This is a genomic window from Caldiplasma sukawensis, from assembly GCF_052315375.1.
GTDB lineage: Archaea > Thermoplasmatota > Thermoplasmata > Thermoplasmatales > Thermoplasmataceae > Cuniculiplasma.
In genome coordinates this window covers 1-16,132 of record NZ_JBLSDG010000005.1, presented here as the reverse complement: position 1 = coordinate 16,132, position 16,132 = coordinate 1, and the positions used below count along the sequence as shown (strand labels likewise).

The following is a 16,132-nucleotide window of genomic DNA, read 5'->3' as shown; positions in this document are numbered from 1 at the left end:
TATTTAACTTATTCTTCTAACATAGAAACCCCTTTTCTCACTTTCCATTGATAGTTTTTCAAGCAGTTGGATTCTCTTCCACCTCTCATAACCGGCTGTTCTCATTGTTTCCTCAAAGAAATTTATGACTTCATCATAATCATGATGGTTTATTGGATGTGGTATTCCATCCTTTCCACCAAGTGCATAAGAATATCTGACAGGATCAGTTTTTGATGGCTCCTTTCCATAGACCACCTCACCTATGTAGGATAATGCCCTGATAGTTGATTTTCCAACTCCTTTCATGTTCACAAGCTCGATGAAATCAGAAGGTTCGTACTGATAAATTTCATCAAGTTCCCTCCAGGGTATTTTCAAACTTAGATTAAGGATTTTAAAATCTGTAAAATTATCAAGAGTAGCTTGATTATTTCCTGTTATACGAATTCTTTCACTTATGGCTTTCATTATGGCCTGTCTGTTTTCCCTGCTCTTCTCCGAAGTGAGATCCAAAGTTTTATCAGAAATGGATTCTGAGGATATTCCCCATCTTGATTCAATATCATTTCCTGAGTTGTACCAGTGATATCTGCGGGCCATTTTTATATTACTGTTCATACCCTGATTTATGCAGGTATAATTGCCTTTGTAATCACCAATTATTCCATGAATGTATATGTCAAAACCATCCTGAAGAAGTATGCTGTCAGATCTCAATAGCAGGTCAGTATCCTTCTTCATTTTTTCAATTTTCAATTGGTTTCCGTTGTATTTTATTCTTTCCAGATCCTGAGATTTCTTTCCAATATTCTCATTTTTTCCCCCAGCAAGAAAGAAATCTACCTCATTGTTCTCAGCATATATCTTAAGAGCATGAAAAGTAGTTGTTGTTGCACCACTGGAATTCCAGTCAAACCCGGTTACAAGTGAAAGAGAATGAAACCAGAAAGGATCTGCGAATCTTCTTATTAATTCCTCTGTTCCAAAAACCTCAGTGACAGTTTTGCAGATCAAACCTGTTAATTTGACCATCTTGTTAAAAAGAAATTCTGGTGGTTTCCCGTAGTGTAGGGGCAGGTCAGCCATTCCTTTTCTTTCTGTCATCTGTTTACCTGAACTTCTATTATTTTAACACCTTCTATCTTTTCGGCTTCCTTATAACTTTTTTTGAATGAATCGAGGTCTTCTGAAAGAAAATGCTGCGCTCCAAAACTCTTTGCAAGAAGGGAAAAGTCAGGGTTTGTGAATCTTACATATTCTGGCTTATATCCTGCATCCTCCTGCTTTGATTCTATTAGACTGTATGTACAATCATTGAATACAACAACCTTGAAATCTGCACCTGTTCTCCTGGCCGTTTCAAGTTCCTGCACATTCATCAAAAAGCCCCCATCTCCACTAAACACAGTTATGTCCAAATCAGGTTTAACCATGTTAATACCTATTGCTGCAGGTAGAGATGCCCCCATTGAGGCAAATCCATTATAGATTATTGTTCTATCAGGGGAAGCAGGCTGATAGTATCTGCTCACCCATAATTTATGCAGACCAACATCAGAAACTACCAATGAATTTGGCCCGCTGATTTCACCCATAAATTTCATAATTTTTTTTGGCAGAATCTCTTTTCCCTTTCCCTCTGACTCAAAATATTGCTTCCTTTTCTCCCTGACCTCCCTGTGAATTGGACTCAAAGATCTTTTTGCAATCTTTTCCCCCATTATTGCAAGTGTAATGTCAATATTCCCAACCAGATCAAAAGCAACAGGGAAATGCTCATCGGTTTCAGCCATACTTGTGTTTATGTTAATTATTTTTCTTTTTCTGTCATCATTCCAAGTAACAGGATCATATTCCACCATATCGAAACCTATGGCAATTACAAGATCTGCTGAGAGCAGAGGTCTCATGGATTTTTCAGGAAAAGGCTTTGCTCCCACCACAAAAAGATTAAGTGGATGATCATAGGGCAGTATACCCTTAGCCATGAAAGTTGATACAAGAGGAATTCCACTTATGTCAACAAATCTTTTAACAGATTCCCAAACCTCTTCCCTTATTACCCCATTCCCTGCAAGTATCAATGGGGACTGGGATGAATTTATCAAGGCAGCGGCCTTTTCTATAAGTTTTCCGTTTGCCTCATATACTGCATCTCCAGGTTTCTCCATTATGTAAAAGTCTGTAATTTTTTCCTTTGCAATATCTTCTGGGAACTGAATATGACTTGCACCATAGGGATTTTTACCAGCCGTTGAAAATGCCTTTCTCACAATCTCTGGAATACTTTCCTTTACAATAACTGCCCTGTTGTATTTTGTAATTCCTGAAAAAAGGGCCAGTGTATCCACATTCTGATGTGATTCCTTGTGCAATCTGTTCCTTGATGCCTGTGCAGTTATTGCAACCAGCGGAACCCTGTCCAGATTTGCATTAGCAACTCCTGTAACAAGATTTGTTGCTCCTGGCCCAAGTGTAGATATACAAACACCTGGCTTTCTAGTAACTCTTCCAACTGCATCGGCCATAAATGCGGCACCCTGTTCATGCCTTGTCACAACGAAATTAATATCGCTTTTAGAGATTGCCTCAAGGAGATCTATGTTTTCTTCACCCGGCAAACCAAATATGAATTTTACATCTTCGTTTTCTAGTGATTTGGTGAAAAGTTCTGCGCCGTTCATAATTTATAAAAGATAATTACCTAATAAGATTTGTGATAAAAAGGACTTGAAAGCCTTTTTTTAATTAAATTGAAAAGTGTTATGAACGTTAAAGAAATGTTAAAAGGATGGAAGAATATGAGAATATATCTTTTTTAAGACATGGAGAAACTGATTATAACCAGATGGGTATGTGGTACACACCATTCGAAGCAGTATTAAATCAAAATGGGAGGAAACAGGCAAAGGATATTTCAGAATATGTTTGGAAATTTAACCCTGAGGTTATCTATACAAGTCCCGCAAACAGATGTATAGAAACAATGAACATTGTAATTGAAAACCATGATAACATTACCGTTATAATCAATGATAATTTTATGGAAAGGGATCTTGAGGGCCTTGGATCTCTGACTTCAGCTGAAATATATGAAAAATATGGAATTGAACTGAAGGACCCCATTAATTCACAGATAGATATTATTGAAAATGTAGAAAATTCTCTTTTATTTTTAAAAAGGGTGGAAGATGGGGTAAGAGAGGTACTTTCAGATGACAGAAGAAAACTTGTGGTGACACATGGAGGTGTTATGTGGGCTTTTGCAACCATTTTCATGAAAATGAATCCAAAGGTTAAAACTTTCAGAAATTGTGCCTTTTTTGGTGCAAAAGAAATTAATGGTATATTTTATCCAACGTTCTCTTACAACATGAGGGAGGACTGGTATAGTGATGTTAATCCCTCATGGAAAGGCTGGCAGCTATGATTATGGGGTCCCAGACAGGTCCGAAGGGAGGGGTGTATCCCATATCATTATAAAATAAATCATCAATTGTCATCCCTGCGTAAATTGCAGTTTCAAGTGTGTTTAACCTCCATGCTCCATTTGTTTTTGAGCATATCTGGCCCCCAAGCAATCTTCCCGTTGATTGATCGTAAATAACCTGCAGGTAAATGTATCCATTATCCCCATAATAGAGCGGTGTGGCCCTTGTTTTAACTTCAATCTTTTTAGGAGAAAAATTTTCAATTTCAGCTTCATCAATTGAAAGTCCGGTCTTTCCTAATTCATAATCCAGAATCTTCACAACTGTTGTTCTTAAGGATCCTTTGAATTCCATTCTAACTCCTGCAGCGTTGCTTCCCGCAACTCTTCCCATCTTATTTGCAACCTGAGCTGCGGGATCAGGAAAATTTTTTCCAGTAATTCTGTTGATTGAAAGTGCACAGTCACCGGCCGCATAGACATCCTGTATGTTTGTTTCCATTCTGTTGTTCACCATAATGTAACCTTTCCTGTCCATTGCAAGACCAGAATTTATTAAAAATTCAGTGTTTGGAGTAATGCCTGTGCATACAATTATGAAATCATGGATTCCAAAAGATTTGTCCCCATTAACAAAAAGTGAATCCTGTATAACATCAATTGAATCTATGGAAATATCATAAAAAATTTTTATTTTGCTTCTTAGGGAATTTTCCAGCTCATCCTTAACAGAGTCACTGAATTCCCTCAGTATCCTTTTATGTTTTGAATAAAGTGTTACATTAAATCCGCTCATCAGGAATTCAGAAGCCAGTTCCGTACCCAGTATTCCATCACCTATGATGCCAATTCTCTTCCCTTTCATTGCTTTCCTTATCATTATGGCTTCATCCAGTGTTCTCACTGAGAATACTCCTGCAACACCTGAAAATGGGTTTTGAGCTCTTGCACCTGTAGATATGATAAGTTTATCATAATATATTTCACCCATGTTTGTAAAAATTTTATGATTCTTAAAGTCAATTCCATTTACTGACGTTCCAATTTTCACATCAATTTTTCTTTTTACTGTGAATTCTTCTATTGGATAGTGAAGAAGTCTTTCAGGTTCCTGGAATTTCTCAGACAGATAGTACGGAATACCACATTCTCCATATGAGACGAAGTTCCCTGATTCCAAAACTGTAATTTCAAGTGATGGATCGATTCTCTTTGCTTTTGAGGCTGCAGACATTCCTGCAGCACCCCCTCCTATTACAACAATCTTCATGAATTATGATGCCCAGTTATCATATTATATTTTTTAATGGATTTATTCAAAATGTATAAATGGAAGATTTAATTTTAAATATGTGAGTAAAAAAATTAAGCAATCCTTGACAATGCTTATTTTTTTCATACTTTTAATAGTGAGTGTTGCAGGATTCAGTAACTCACAAATTAATGCTGAAAATTATCATTCGTTAAAAAGTTTGAGGGTTAATCCATTCACTCAAAATGGTACAGGAGATGAAAAAACGGGTGAAATTTTTAATGAAGAGACCTTTTCATTCATAAATTCATCAATAAGCAGTAAAATTTACAATTCCAGGAACAATCTAGTTCTGGATCTTTCAGTTGTTTGCGACCCTCAAAACCATGTGTACTATGCAGGTGTTCTTGAAATATCAAACAGGACAAAAAGAGGATTGATGTATGAATACAACTATCATCAGATTCACGGTTATTTCACTTCTGCAAATTACTACATATATGGGTATAATTTGAGTGGAAATTTGAAATACAAAATCAAAATTGAAAATGTCATACCTGGAGAAATATTCTTTTCCAAACTGAGCAAACAAATATTTGTTTACTGTAAAAGTGAGGACGCAATGTGTTCAATAGGAGTGGCCAATAACGGTTCACTTTATGATGAAAATTTAATAAGAATTGGAGTTGAGCCATCTTCAGTCATATGTGATGAAAAAATTGAAAAAATAATTGTAGGATCAGATCAGTCCAAGGATATCATTGAAATAAATCCTTTCATAGATAAGGTTGTTGCCAATGTAGTTATTGGTTTTGGAATTTCATACCTTACACTTGCCAATTCAGTTAACTTGCTTTTTGCAATAGAGGATTCTAAAAATTGCATATATGAGATAAATCCTGAAAACCTCAGTCTGATAAATAACACTCAGACAAAATCTGTTCCAATCAGAGTTTTTTTTAACAAGTACGATAAGCAAATTTACATTCTATGCCAGAATTTCTGTTCCTTATATTCTTATAATTTTACTGAAGAAAATTACAGCTCATTCAACAAATATAGAGTGGTTGGCATAATTCCTGAATCCATATTATTTCAGTATAACAAGATAGATAATTATTTTTATTGTGTACCGGATAATAAATTTGAAGATACATTCTCAACAGTAAATATTTGGAATGAAAATGAAAAAGTAACAATATCCTGTAATATTCCATTTTTTGGAATTCCTTCATTTATTTATATAACCCCTTCCGGAGATTCCATAATTGGCCCTGGCCCTTTTTATTTATATATGTTAAAACCGGATTTTATATTTTTAAATCCCCCTTTACTTCGTAATATCCCTCCGAATGGAAAAGTGGCAATCTGCATTAATACATACGTTGACTCAGCAATATATTGCAATGAAAATGGACTTTTTTATGCCCTTTCTGGGCAGAGTGGGTATTATAATCCGGTCATAAGAATATATAACCAGTACGGTTGTTTTGGAAAAATTTCCTCAGGATTTTTTATTGGAAAGATTCTTCCGGATGAACATAAGGATATCCTAATTATATTCCCATCGATTTATGAAATTAATTTTCTTTCTGGTAACATTTTCTACAGTTCCAGCTGTACAAATATTTACAGTTCTTTTATAAGTGGAAGTTTTATTTCAATAAATAATTTGATGGATTTTAAAAATCTAATGGACAAAATTCTTAACTATACTCTAATTTATAATTTGAATGAAACTAATGGAGCTTTGCTTACAAATGTTGGTGAAAATTTCTTTGCAAACACCTCAGGATCAAATAATATTTTTAATTATTCAGGAATAGGATTTGTTTCATTACAATCTGATTACATTTCAATATTCCAGGATCATGATTTAATGAACAGCTCATTCATTAATATTTTTGATGGTGAAGGTTCTCTTGCGATTTATAACTATTTAACTGGGAAACTTGTTTTTGAAAAAAATGTTACAGGTTTTCCATTATTGAGTAAGTTTGAAAATTTTAAGAAACTGATGTTTTATACAATTTTAATTGCCAGAAGTGTAAAGATAATGATAACAAATTTAAGTAATGGGATAATATCAACTGATCTTTTACCACCAATTTTTTATTTCAGTTATCTTTTAAACTACAAACTTACCGAATTTAATAATTCACTTTTTTTCAACTATCAGTCTGATTTATTTTATTATTTTGCAGATATTCACCTAATTCCCTGTGAATCAAATTTTTCCTTAAATTTAAAAAACCTTATTGATAAGGATGGAATAAGAATAGCTTACTTTGCAAATATCACAAATAAAGAAAATTTAACATCAGTCAATTCTTTCAACAAATTAAATTTTATATTCCGCAATAACCAATCAATAGGGAATGTTACTGTAACTCAATTAGGTAATTATTTTGTTTTAAACTATAATAATACTTCTGGTCTGACCTATATATATGATGATAATTTTTCAAGAACCATGGGTACATTCTACAATATAAGTTCAATATCCATTACAGGAACCGGATATTCACAAATAATATCCTTGCTCTCCCCTCAATCAGGATATTCAATCATAATTTCTCCCATTTTTATTCAACAAACCTTTTCACTATTTGGAACTAATGCAATAATATTTTTTGCTTTTCAGGTAGCACTTCTTTCAGCTGGAATTGCCACATTCTATATTACAAAAAAATATAGAACTCCGAAAAAATATTAAGGATTCAAACACTGCAACAATGTGATATCAGTAATTATTCCAGTGCATAACAGAAAAGATTATGTCATCAATGCCGTTAAGTCCGTTTTAAAAGACAAGGAAAAAGATGTTGAAATAATAGTCACAAAAAATTACATTGATGATAACATAGATAGGGAACTGGACAGATATGGTGTTATTAATGTTTATGAAAAACATGACTGGATTGGAAAAAAAATAAAAACTGCCCTGCTTCATTCCCATGGAGACACCATATTGTTCCTGGAAGATGACGATCAATTCATAACTGGAAAAATTTCAAATGTAATTAAGAGTAAAAAAGAGAAGAAATGGAACTACTATCACAATGGCAGAATAATAACAGATGAGAACGGAAATGAGATAAGGACTGAAATTGAATTCGATCCTTTCGTTGCAAAGCCGAAATATACTATGGATGATTTGATGAACATTCACAGGAAAAAAGTATACTATAATTCGAGTTCAATGGCTGTGGATTTCTCTATTCTTGAAAACAATAAAAACAAAATGGAAAATTTAAAACTCGTACTGGACATATTTATATTTTTTTCAAGCCTTCTTGAAGATGCAGTAATTTATGAGTCAGGAAGAAATTTAACATCCTATATGAAGCACAACAGTGCCTCCGGATTCTACACTTATGATTATGAAGTTTTTCTTGAAAAAGCCTCTTCTTTCTTTAAAACAACCTTAGAGGATGCATCACTTTTTCATGATGATTTCAACAATCACTATCTGGAAAAATATTACATGTCATGGCTCACATTCCTGCAGAAAAGTTATGACCTCTTTTCTTTTAATACCAGCCGATCAAAGTACTACAGGGATATTATAAAGTTTGTGCCATTTGGTAGGAGGTTAAATTTCTTAACGGATGCCCTATTAAAATCACCACCTGCAATAAAAAACATAATATTGAAAAGAATGTTTATTGGTGAATACAAAATAGAAAGAAGAAATTAATCTATCTTTTGTTTCTTTTCACAGGCATTTCATCTTTTCTTATTATCATTCCAGAATTTCCATCTATGGCTATGTCAAATTCCTCTTTTTTTGTTTCGTATGTTACTTTCCATATTGGAACATGAAGCATTTCAGGAGTTCCAGTTTGGCATTGGGTATTTATTGACTCTATGTGGTGATGCTGCTGTTTTATTGACTCCTCCTGTAAATTTGTTACCATAGCCTGAGCCATCTGCTTTGATGACTCCTCATCAATATCCCCGTTAAGAAGTTTTATTCCCTTTGGTATCTTGGAAAAATCGAAATCAATCCTCTCATCAAGCTTGAAGGCAAATTTTTTTGGCTGGTAGAAAGTTGTTGCTTTTATGGCACATACAGGCATCAGATAATTATGTCCAAAACTTCCGCCTCTGATATTATTCATTCCTCCACCCATTCCTCCTCCCATCATTCCTCCTATCATCATACCCCCAAGCAAACCATCACCCATTCCCATTCCGAAGCCTCTTCCACGACCACCTCCCATGTCTGCCACGGCACCGATCATTGCTGCATCTATGGCAAAGGTAGCCACCTCTGCACCCACGCTTATATATTTATATTGAGAGACAGCACTCACCGGAACAATCCAGTAGGGAACATATGAAAGAATCATGTCTTTTTCAGTTGCCTCTTCGAAAACATGCCTTGCAAATAATCCGTGATCCAAAGATTTCTTTATAACTTCCCTAATCTTGTTTTCATCAGATACATTTACTGAAAGCATTGTATGCTTAGCCACATTCTGCCACCCTGCAACATTAAGTGTTACAGTGGTTCCACAATATTGACATGTGGCAACAGCTTCACCTTCAACGGGCTTGATAGGTGCTCCGCATCCCGGGCACTTTATTTCTGTGGCACCCTTTCCTGCAACAACGTTCCTTGTATCATTTTGATCTGCCTGTGTTTGAGGGGTCTGTTGTGATGTTGCTTGCATTCCTGTTTTAGCTCCGCACTTATAACAGAACTGAGCATTATCCGGCAGCTGAGTTCCACAATTTATACAATACATTTTAATTACCTCCCATCTTGTTTCCACATTCAGGACAGAATTTAGAGTTTGAGGGTACTTCTGAGCCGCATTTTGGACATTTAATGGTCTGAACCTGCTGTGTCTGATTTTGTGTTCTCATGTCAAAACCACAGTTCGGACAGAAATTAACATTTGGTGGTACCTGTGTATTACATTTTGGACAGACCCTCTGATTCATACCAGATGCTGGCTGACTGAAACCGCTCATCATAGGACCTGACATTGCATATCCCATGGAGGAGCCAACGCCCACTCCTACACCAAGACCTGGCCCTAACCCTGCAAGTCCCCCTGGATTTTTGGCTGCATCAACCATTGCCTGACCTGCCTGAAATTGCAGATAATTAACACCAAGAACTGACATTTCGCTCCTTGTATCTATTGCCTTCTGAACAGTTTCTGGAAGATTTATGTTTATTCCCTGTATCTTTTCAATCTCCACACCATATTGTCTAAAATTCTCCTTTGAAAGGGCAAGAACAGCCTGCTCAATATTTGGAAGATTGGAAGGTAGATCTGTAACCTTCATATTATTTTCCTTCATCTTGCCCAACACTGAGTATATGAGAAGAACTATCTGATCCCTCAATCTTGATTCCACATCCTCAGAAGTTTCTACATTAAATGTACCAACAAATTGGTTTATGAACAGTGATGGATCCGTTATTTTCCACCTGTATTCCCCATAAACTCTAAGGTTTACAATCCCAAATACCTGATCCAGAAACTGATATGGCTCCTTACTTCCATATTTTCCATCCATTATCCTTCTCTGCAAATAATAAACCTCTGCCTGCTGTTGAACACCAGTGAAATATTTCAGAAGTTCCCCAACAACAGGTGCGTTGAAATCTGTCAATGCATATCTTCCTGGTTGATCAAAGTATGTGAGAACTTTTCCGTCCCTGTAAAAAACAGCGGTCTCATCCTCCCTGACAACTATATTGTCGTTTAGCCTTATGAGACGTGGAACCTTCCACATTGCATTTCCTTCCTTAAATTGTGTCTCCCAGGCAATTGTTATTGAGCCAAATACACTACCCCCTTTTTCTGGAATTTCCTTGGATCTTCTTCCTATCATAAAATCACACCTTTAAACCTTTTATATTGTCCAGCCTTCCCTCTAAAGCATTATTACAATCGTTAATAAGTTCTTCTATTTTATTGCAGTAAGTATCTGGATCTCCTGTATATTGGGATGATGCCTCCTCCATATTTTTGCATGCACTGAGCATGTTGTAATCATACATATACAGAAGGTTAAGTTTTTTAAAATCAACGTTTATGTTTGCTGCAATTCCTGAATATCCTTCCTCTGCAAATTTAAGCTTTCCTTCCAGCTCCTCTATCTTTGTGGCAATGTGTCCTATTCTTGTCAGATTTTGAAACAATCCATTTTCAACCATCTTTTCTCTAAGATTAAGCACATTATTTCTTGCATTTTCTATCATTCTTGCACCATAATTCCTTATTGTCTGATCCGCCACTCTAACGTCCTCTTTCATTCTATATCCTGAAAAACCTGGAATTATTAATTCAATTTTCTTTAGTATTCCTCTGTTTTCATCCACACTTTCTCTCACGTCTGCAGGTTTTTCTGTATCGTTGTTCCCCGGACTGTTCATGAATTGTTAAACAAATACATATTAATTAAACTTTTTTTAATATTATGAATACAATATATTTTTTCCCTTTTCTAAAAAATTAAATCTAACTCCACATTACAACATTATGAAAATTTATGATCATCTTGATGACAGAATGAAGGAAATTTCCTCAGCTGAAAACTCATTAAAAATTTACGTTTGTGGACCTACTGTATATGATGAACCCCACCTAGGCCATTTGAGAACATATATCTTTTATGATACCCTTGCAAAATATCTAAAAGCAAAAGGAAAGGAAGTATTTTACATTCAAAATATAACGGATATCGATGACAAAATAATAAACAGGGCAAGAGAACTTGAAAAGGATCCTTTAGAATTGTCCAGGGAATTTGAAAGGAAATATATGGAAATTATGCAGATGGCCGGCGTTGACTCTGTTAATATTTATGTGAGGGCGACGGACCACATCAAGGATATGATAAAATTAATAAGGTCAATGGAAAAAAGGGGACTCACATACAAATTGCCTGACGGTATTTATTTCAGGGTCTGGATGGATAAGAATTATGGTGTTCTTTCCAGGCAAAAATCGGATAAACAGGTAAAAGGTGCCAGGGCAAACGTTTCTGATTACAAAGAGGATGACAGGGATTTTGTTTTGTGGAAATTTCAAAAAGAAGGTGAGATTAATTGGAATTCCCCATGGGGAAGGGGTAGGCCTGGGTGGCATCTTGAGGATGTTGCAATTTCCTCCAGGTATCTCGGAAAAACATTCAACATACATGGTGCAGGATTGGATCTTAAATTTCCACACAATGAATCTGAGCTTTCCATAATGAGAATGATTAAAGGAAACAATCATATGTGTGATTTTTGGACATTCACTGGGTTGCTTCAGATAAATGGAGAAAAAATGTCAAAATCTTTGGGAAATACAGTAAGTGCGGAAAAAATACTTGAAAAATACGGGAAGGAATCTGTAAGAGCATGGGTTCTGATGTCTCATTATTCAAGTGATCTTAACTTTTCAGAAGATTCAATAAAGGAGGCTGAAGAAATAGTATTTCAAATAAACAGGGCATACCAATTGCTCTGGAAGAATTCAATGGGCACTGTTGATCTTAAAATTTCCAAATTCAAAGCAGTAATGAATAAACACATGGAAAACAATTATGATACAAGAAATGCCTTACTTTCCCTTCTTGAACTGTCTAAAACAATAAATGAAATAAATGACGGGATCTCACCAACATCCAGATCAGAGGCAATTAATTTCTTTAATTATGCCAACAGTTTTCTTGGAATTCTTAGAAAAACTGAAAGATATTTGAAAAAAGAGACTGTGGACATGATAGTTAAGGTGAGGAATGAGCTGAGAAAAAAGAAGATGTTCAATGAGGCAGATATATTAAGGGAATCAATGTTAAAATCAGGGATTGTGATTGAAGACAAAAATGAACAGAGCGAATGGTATTATGAGTAGGGCTTTCATTGTTGTTGATCTGGTTAATGACTTTGTCAAAGGTAAATTCGGTAGCAGTGAGGCAGTTAAAATCGCCGAAAAGGCATATAAATTCTTGAAGAGCAGGGAAAATGAAGAATTGATTATATTTACAATGGATTCTCACATAAAAGATGATCCTGAATTCAAAGTCTGGGGTGAACATTGTCTGGAAAATACAGAGGGTTCTGAATTGTATGGCTCACTCAATGAGATTAAGGGGTTTAAAATAAAAAAAAGACATTACGACTCATTCTATGATTCTGATCTGGATGGTATTTTGAGAGCCCACAATATTAATGATGTCTTTATTTTCGGAATAAGCACAGACATATGTGTGATGCATACTGTTTCAGGTGCATTTTTCAGATATTACAAAATAACAGTCATAGAGGACTTGTGTGCAGCAATTAACGGGGAAATAAGCGAAAGGGCAATTAATGAAATGAAAAGATTGTATGGAATAAGTGTAGTAAGAACAGAGGTGCTCTGAATTGTGGAATAAAAAATTCTTCTCTGCAACCGATGAGGACATAATGAATGGTAAAGCCAGCGACGTCTATTTTTCCCTTAACAAGAAATTTATTATTGAAAATAAGGAGATTATTGCCGAGATTACAAGTTCATCCTCTGAGAAATGGATAGTTTTCTCTGGACTAGCAGAGATTTTAAATCTTCTGGAAGGTAAAGATGTCTCGGTAAATGCAATAGAGGAGGGTGTAACAATACCTTTAAGAGATGCAAAAAAAATACCCATACCATTCATACAGATATCTGGAAAATACAGAGAGATAATGGAATTTGAAACTGCAATTTTGGGAATGATATGCCAGTCAACTGGCATTTCAACAGAAAGTGGAAAGGTGTTTAGAGAATGCAGAGGAAAGCCTTTCTTTTCATTTGGTATAAGAAGAATGCACCCCTCAATTTCCCCAATGATTGACAGGGCTGCATATATAGGGGGTGCTTCAGGAGTAAGTGGAATTCTAGGGGCCAAGTTGACAGGTACTGATCCAGTTGGTACAATGCCCCATTCTGCGGCTCTCATAATGGGAGAGGAGAAGGCATGGGAATTTATAGTAAATAATATGCCAAAGGGAAGAAGAGTAATTCTGATTGATACTTTTGGTGATGAAAAATTTAAGGCAATAGAGGCAGCTGAAAAATTCCCCGATATTGATTACATAAGGCTTGATACACCATCCTCCAGGAGGGGGAATTTTCCTAACATAATTAGGGAGGTAAGATGGGAACTTGATCTAAGGGGTCACGAAAATGTCAAGATAATGGTTTCGGGCGGAATAAGGGTGGAACAGATTCCTGAACTCATAGATGCAGGGGTCGAAGCTTTTGGCATAGGAACATCTATTTCCTCGGCAAAATCTATAGATTTTGGAATGGACATTGTTGAGGTTGAGGGTATAAACATAACAAAAAGAGGTAAATTTTCAGGCAAAAAAAAGGTATTTAGATGTGAAGAATGTGGAAAAGTTTATGTCCTGCCGGAAAAATCAGAGATTCCTGTTTGCCATGACAATAAGATGAATCTGATACTTAAGGAGAAATTGAAAAATGGGAAAAAGGTTGATGAACCTGAAGTTGGCCAAATAAGGAAGAAGGCAATTCAGGAAATTTACAAATATTCTAAATTATACGACAGCTTATGATCTTTACCTCTGTTAATGGCCTGTCTCTCCTGTCTGTTTTAACCTTCCCTATTTTATCAACAACATCCATACCCTTAACTACCTTACCAAAGACTGGATGCATCTTATCAAGATAGAGATTGTCCACTAGATTTATGAAAAACTGGCTTCCTCCAGTGTTTGGGCCTGCGTTTGCCATTGCTATGGTTCCCCTTTTATTGTGATTTTCTTTTCCAAATTCATCTTTTATGCTATATCCAGGACCACCCATTCCAGTGCCTGTGGGGTCCCCACCTTGGATCATGAAGCCGTCAATTACCCTGTGGAATATGGTGCCGTTGTAAAAACCTTTTTCCACTAATTTTAAAAAATTTTCACCTGTAATTTTCATATTATCATTATCTATCTCAAGCTCAAAATCACCCAATGTTGTTTTAACTGCGCATCTTTTCATTGTTATGTTATATGCATCCTTTTAATATAGATTGCCAAATTTACATTTATAAATAAAAAATATTTATATTATGTAAAGATTCTTTCATATGGAAAAGACAGAAATGCGCATATTGGATTATCTTAACGCAGAACTTGTTATAACTACAAATTATGAATATCCAATTGATACTTTTCAGAGAAATGTTGGATTCATGATTCCATCAATGCTAATAACCAATAAAGATAATATTGGTTCACTATACTATTTCAATGAAAAAATGATGAAATGGGATCGGGAGGTTGAGATGTTTCTAAGCCGATATAAGGCAATGAATTTTAGTGGAAATTATACCCTTTATGCCAATAATAAGATATATCCTGATTTCAGCTTTTTCAGGAAGTTAATTGCCATAAAAAGTGTGGTCAATTATGCAAATTACATTTGGGCTGGAAAGCATCATTTTCATTTTGCTTTTAATTATAAGTATTTACCAGAGATTTCAAATCTTCTGTTGGATATTGAACCCGAATCCACAATAGTGGTTGAAAAAATGATCAGAGAAAACAGAGTAATGGAAACAATAAATACAATAAATAAACAGATAAGGGTTAAAAAAATAATTTTTGAGGCAAAAGCACCTTCTTTCGAACTTAAAGTTGATAGAAATCCAGTTTCAGATTCGTGGGAGAGGATTATTAAAATAAGATCCAGGGAGGACAGGCTGGAATCACTTTACCTAAATACGGGAAAACCAAACAATGTAATAGAACCTATTGAGCCTAATGTTTATGAATATACTACCAATAATGAATTTCTTTATTTTCTTTTAAACAGACAGAATGGAATAATAATTCCAACATTTTTTATGATTGAAAAACTTGATAATGACATTTTACTGAATGAGGTTTATCTACCAGAAATTTTCGGAGTTAATTTCATAAGGAGAGTTGGTGCATATTCTAACATAGAAAATAAGGACTGGGATATAATTCTTAAAGAGATAGATTACATTAAATGAAAAAGATAGTATCAATTCAAACCAGTGTTTATCAAATAAATTTTATAGTTGAGTATATTATGGGAATTGAGGGCTGGTAGATCAGAGGTAGATCGCTTCCTTGGCATGGAAGAGGCCAGGGGTTCAAATCCCCTCCAGTCCATTATAAATATTCAATTGTTTAAATTTTATTATGGTATTTCAGATTTTAAAACTACCATCATATATTTCAAAATTTTATCATTTTTTTAATGAATTTCGTTTGTATATTTATTAATAACATTCAAACAATGTTTCCTAGAAATTATTATTTCAAAAAAATTAAAAGAAATCATAAAGACATTATTTTTTAATTCGAGTTGTTGATAGTATCCCGAATTTTGTGTAAGAACAAATGAAATAACTCCATCAACAATGGATAAATTTCATGAAACATAAAAGGATGCCTCCTAAGAACAACCCAAGGAGGCAATGAATAATGGAAGAGTTTGATAAAAAGATAT

General features: G+C 34.9%; 14 protein-coding genes and 1 tRNA gene. 8 read left to right on the top strand and 7 right to left on the bottom strand.

Translation table 11 applies throughout. From position 1 onward, the window contains the following. Positions 1-3: 3 nt before the first annotated feature. Both ACNF4Z_RS03975 and ACNF4Z_RS03970 read right to left on the bottom strand, forming a co-directional pair. A complete protein-coding gene (locus ACNF4Z_RS03975; RefSeq protein WP_458327954.1) occupies positions 4-1,086 on the bottom strand; it encodes a DUF763 domain-containing protein in 1,083 nt (360 codons plus the stop codon). Next, positions 1,083-2,666, bottom strand: coding sequence for an acetolactate synthase large subunit (locus ACNF4Z_RS03970; RefSeq protein WP_458327953.1), 1,584 nt, complete (start codon positions 2,664-2,666; stop codon positions 1,083-1,085). Before ACNF4Z_RS03970 ends, ACNF4Z_RS03975 begins: the two co-directional genes overlap by 4 nt. A gap of 107 nt (positions 2,667-2,773) precedes the next feature. Between ACNF4Z_RS03970 and ACNF4Z_RS03965 the strand changes: the two genes are divergently transcribed. Then, positions 2,774-3,412, top strand: a complete 639-nt coding sequence (locus ACNF4Z_RS03965) for a histidine phosphatase family protein (RefSeq protein ID WP_458327952.1) — start codon at positions 2,774-2,776, stop codon at positions 3,410-3,412. Here ACNF4Z_RS03965 and ACNF4Z_RS03960 read toward each other — a convergent pair. After that, positions 3,381-4,682 (bottom strand): FAD-dependent oxidoreductase, encoded by a 1,302-nt coding sequence (locus ACNF4Z_RS03960; RefSeq protein ID WP_458327951.1) that lies wholly within the window; start codon positions 4,680-4,682, stop codon positions 3,381-3,383. The two genes, ACNF4Z_RS03965 and ACNF4Z_RS03960, sit on opposite strands and share 32 nt — an antisense overlap. An 82-nt stretch (positions 4,683-4,764) precedes the next feature. On the opposite strand from ACNF4Z_RS03960, the gene ACNF4Z_RS03955 reads away from it, so the two are divergent. Both ACNF4Z_RS03955 and ACNF4Z_RS03950 read left to right on the top strand, forming a co-directional pair. Then, a complete protein-coding gene (locus ACNF4Z_RS03955) occupies positions 4,765-7,380 on the top strand; it encodes a hypothetical protein (protein WP_458327950.1) in 2,616 nt (871 codons plus the stop codon). Between the two features lie 21 nt (positions 7,381-7,401). Beyond that, positions 7,402-8,364 carry a glycosyltransferase family 2 protein gene (locus ACNF4Z_RS03950; RefSeq protein WP_458327949.1) on the top strand — a complete coding sequence of 321 codons (963 nt, stop codon included), beginning with the start codon at positions 7,402-7,404 and terminating at the stop codon, positions 8,362-8,364. A 1-nt stretch (position 8,365) separates the two neighbouring features. On the opposite strand, the gene ACNF4Z_RS03945 is transcribed toward ACNF4Z_RS03950, so the two are convergent. From ACNF4Z_RS03945 to ACNF4Z_RS03935, 3 genes are read right to left on the bottom strand one after another with little or no spacing between them, the layout of a single operon-like run. After that, entirely contained in the window at positions 8,366-9,418 is a 1,053-nt protein-coding gene (locus ACNF4Z_RS03945) for a zinc ribbon domain-containing protein (RefSeq protein WP_458327948.1), read from the bottom strand. Position 9,419: 1 nt separating this feature from the next. Continuing rightward, positions 9,420-10,520, bottom strand: a complete 1,101-nt coding sequence (locus tag ACNF4Z_RS03940; RefSeq protein ID WP_458327947.1) for an SPFH domain-containing protein — start codon at positions 10,518-10,520, stop codon at positions 9,420-9,422. A 4-nt stretch (positions 10,521-10,524) separates the two neighbouring features. Next, positions 10,525-11,064 (bottom strand): hypothetical protein, encoded by a 540-nt coding sequence (locus ACNF4Z_RS03935; RefSeq protein WP_458327946.1) that lies wholly within the window; start codon positions 11,062-11,064, stop codon positions 10,525-10,527. Positions 11,065-11,170: 106 nt separating this feature from the next. On the opposite strand from ACNF4Z_RS03935, the gene cysS reads away from it, so the two are divergent. Genes cysS through ACNF4Z_RS03920 form a run of 3 tightly spaced genes read left to right on the top strand, consistent with a single transcriptional unit; the run spans position 11,171 to position 14,217 of the window. Continuing rightward, the gene (cysS, locus tag ACNF4Z_RS03930) at positions 11,171-12,532 is read left to right on the top strand and encodes a cysteine--tRNA ligase (RefSeq protein ID WP_458327945.1); all 1,362 of its coding nucleotides are present in this window, start codon (positions 11,171-11,173) and stop codon (positions 12,530-12,532) included. Further along, complete coding sequence (locus ACNF4Z_RS03925; protein WP_458327944.1) at positions 12,525-13,043, top strand: cysteine hydrolase family protein; 519 nt, start codon at positions 12,525-12,527, stop codon at positions 13,041-13,043. The genes cysS and ACNF4Z_RS03925 overlap by 8 nt, the downstream gene beginning before the upstream one ends. 1 nt (position 13,044) lies before the next feature. Next, on the top strand, positions 13,045-14,217 hold the full coding sequence (locus ACNF4Z_RS03920) for a nicotinate phosphoribosyltransferase (RefSeq protein ID WP_458327943.1): 1,173 nt from the start codon (positions 13,045-13,047) through the stop codon (positions 14,215-14,217). On the opposite strand, the gene ACNF4Z_RS03915 is transcribed toward ACNF4Z_RS03920, so the two are convergent. Next, positions 14,195-14,650: a peptidylprolyl isomerase gene (locus ACNF4Z_RS03915; protein ID WP_458327942.1), complete on the bottom strand. Its 456-nt coding sequence runs from the start codon at positions 14,648-14,650 to the stop codon at positions 14,195-14,197. The genes ACNF4Z_RS03920 and ACNF4Z_RS03915 overlap by 23 nt on opposite strands. An 88-nt stretch (positions 14,651-14,738) precedes the next feature. Between ACNF4Z_RS03915 and ACNF4Z_RS03910 the strand changes: the two genes are divergently transcribed. Next, complete coding sequence (locus tag ACNF4Z_RS03910; protein WP_458327941.1) at positions 14,739-15,650, top strand: hypothetical protein; 912 nt, start codon at positions 14,739-14,741, stop codon at positions 15,648-15,650. 70 nt (positions 15,651-15,720) lie between these two features. Further along, a tRNA-Ala gene (locus ACNF4Z_RS03905) sits at positions 15,721-15,792 on the top strand. Positions 15,793-16,132: the final 340 nt, after the last annotated feature.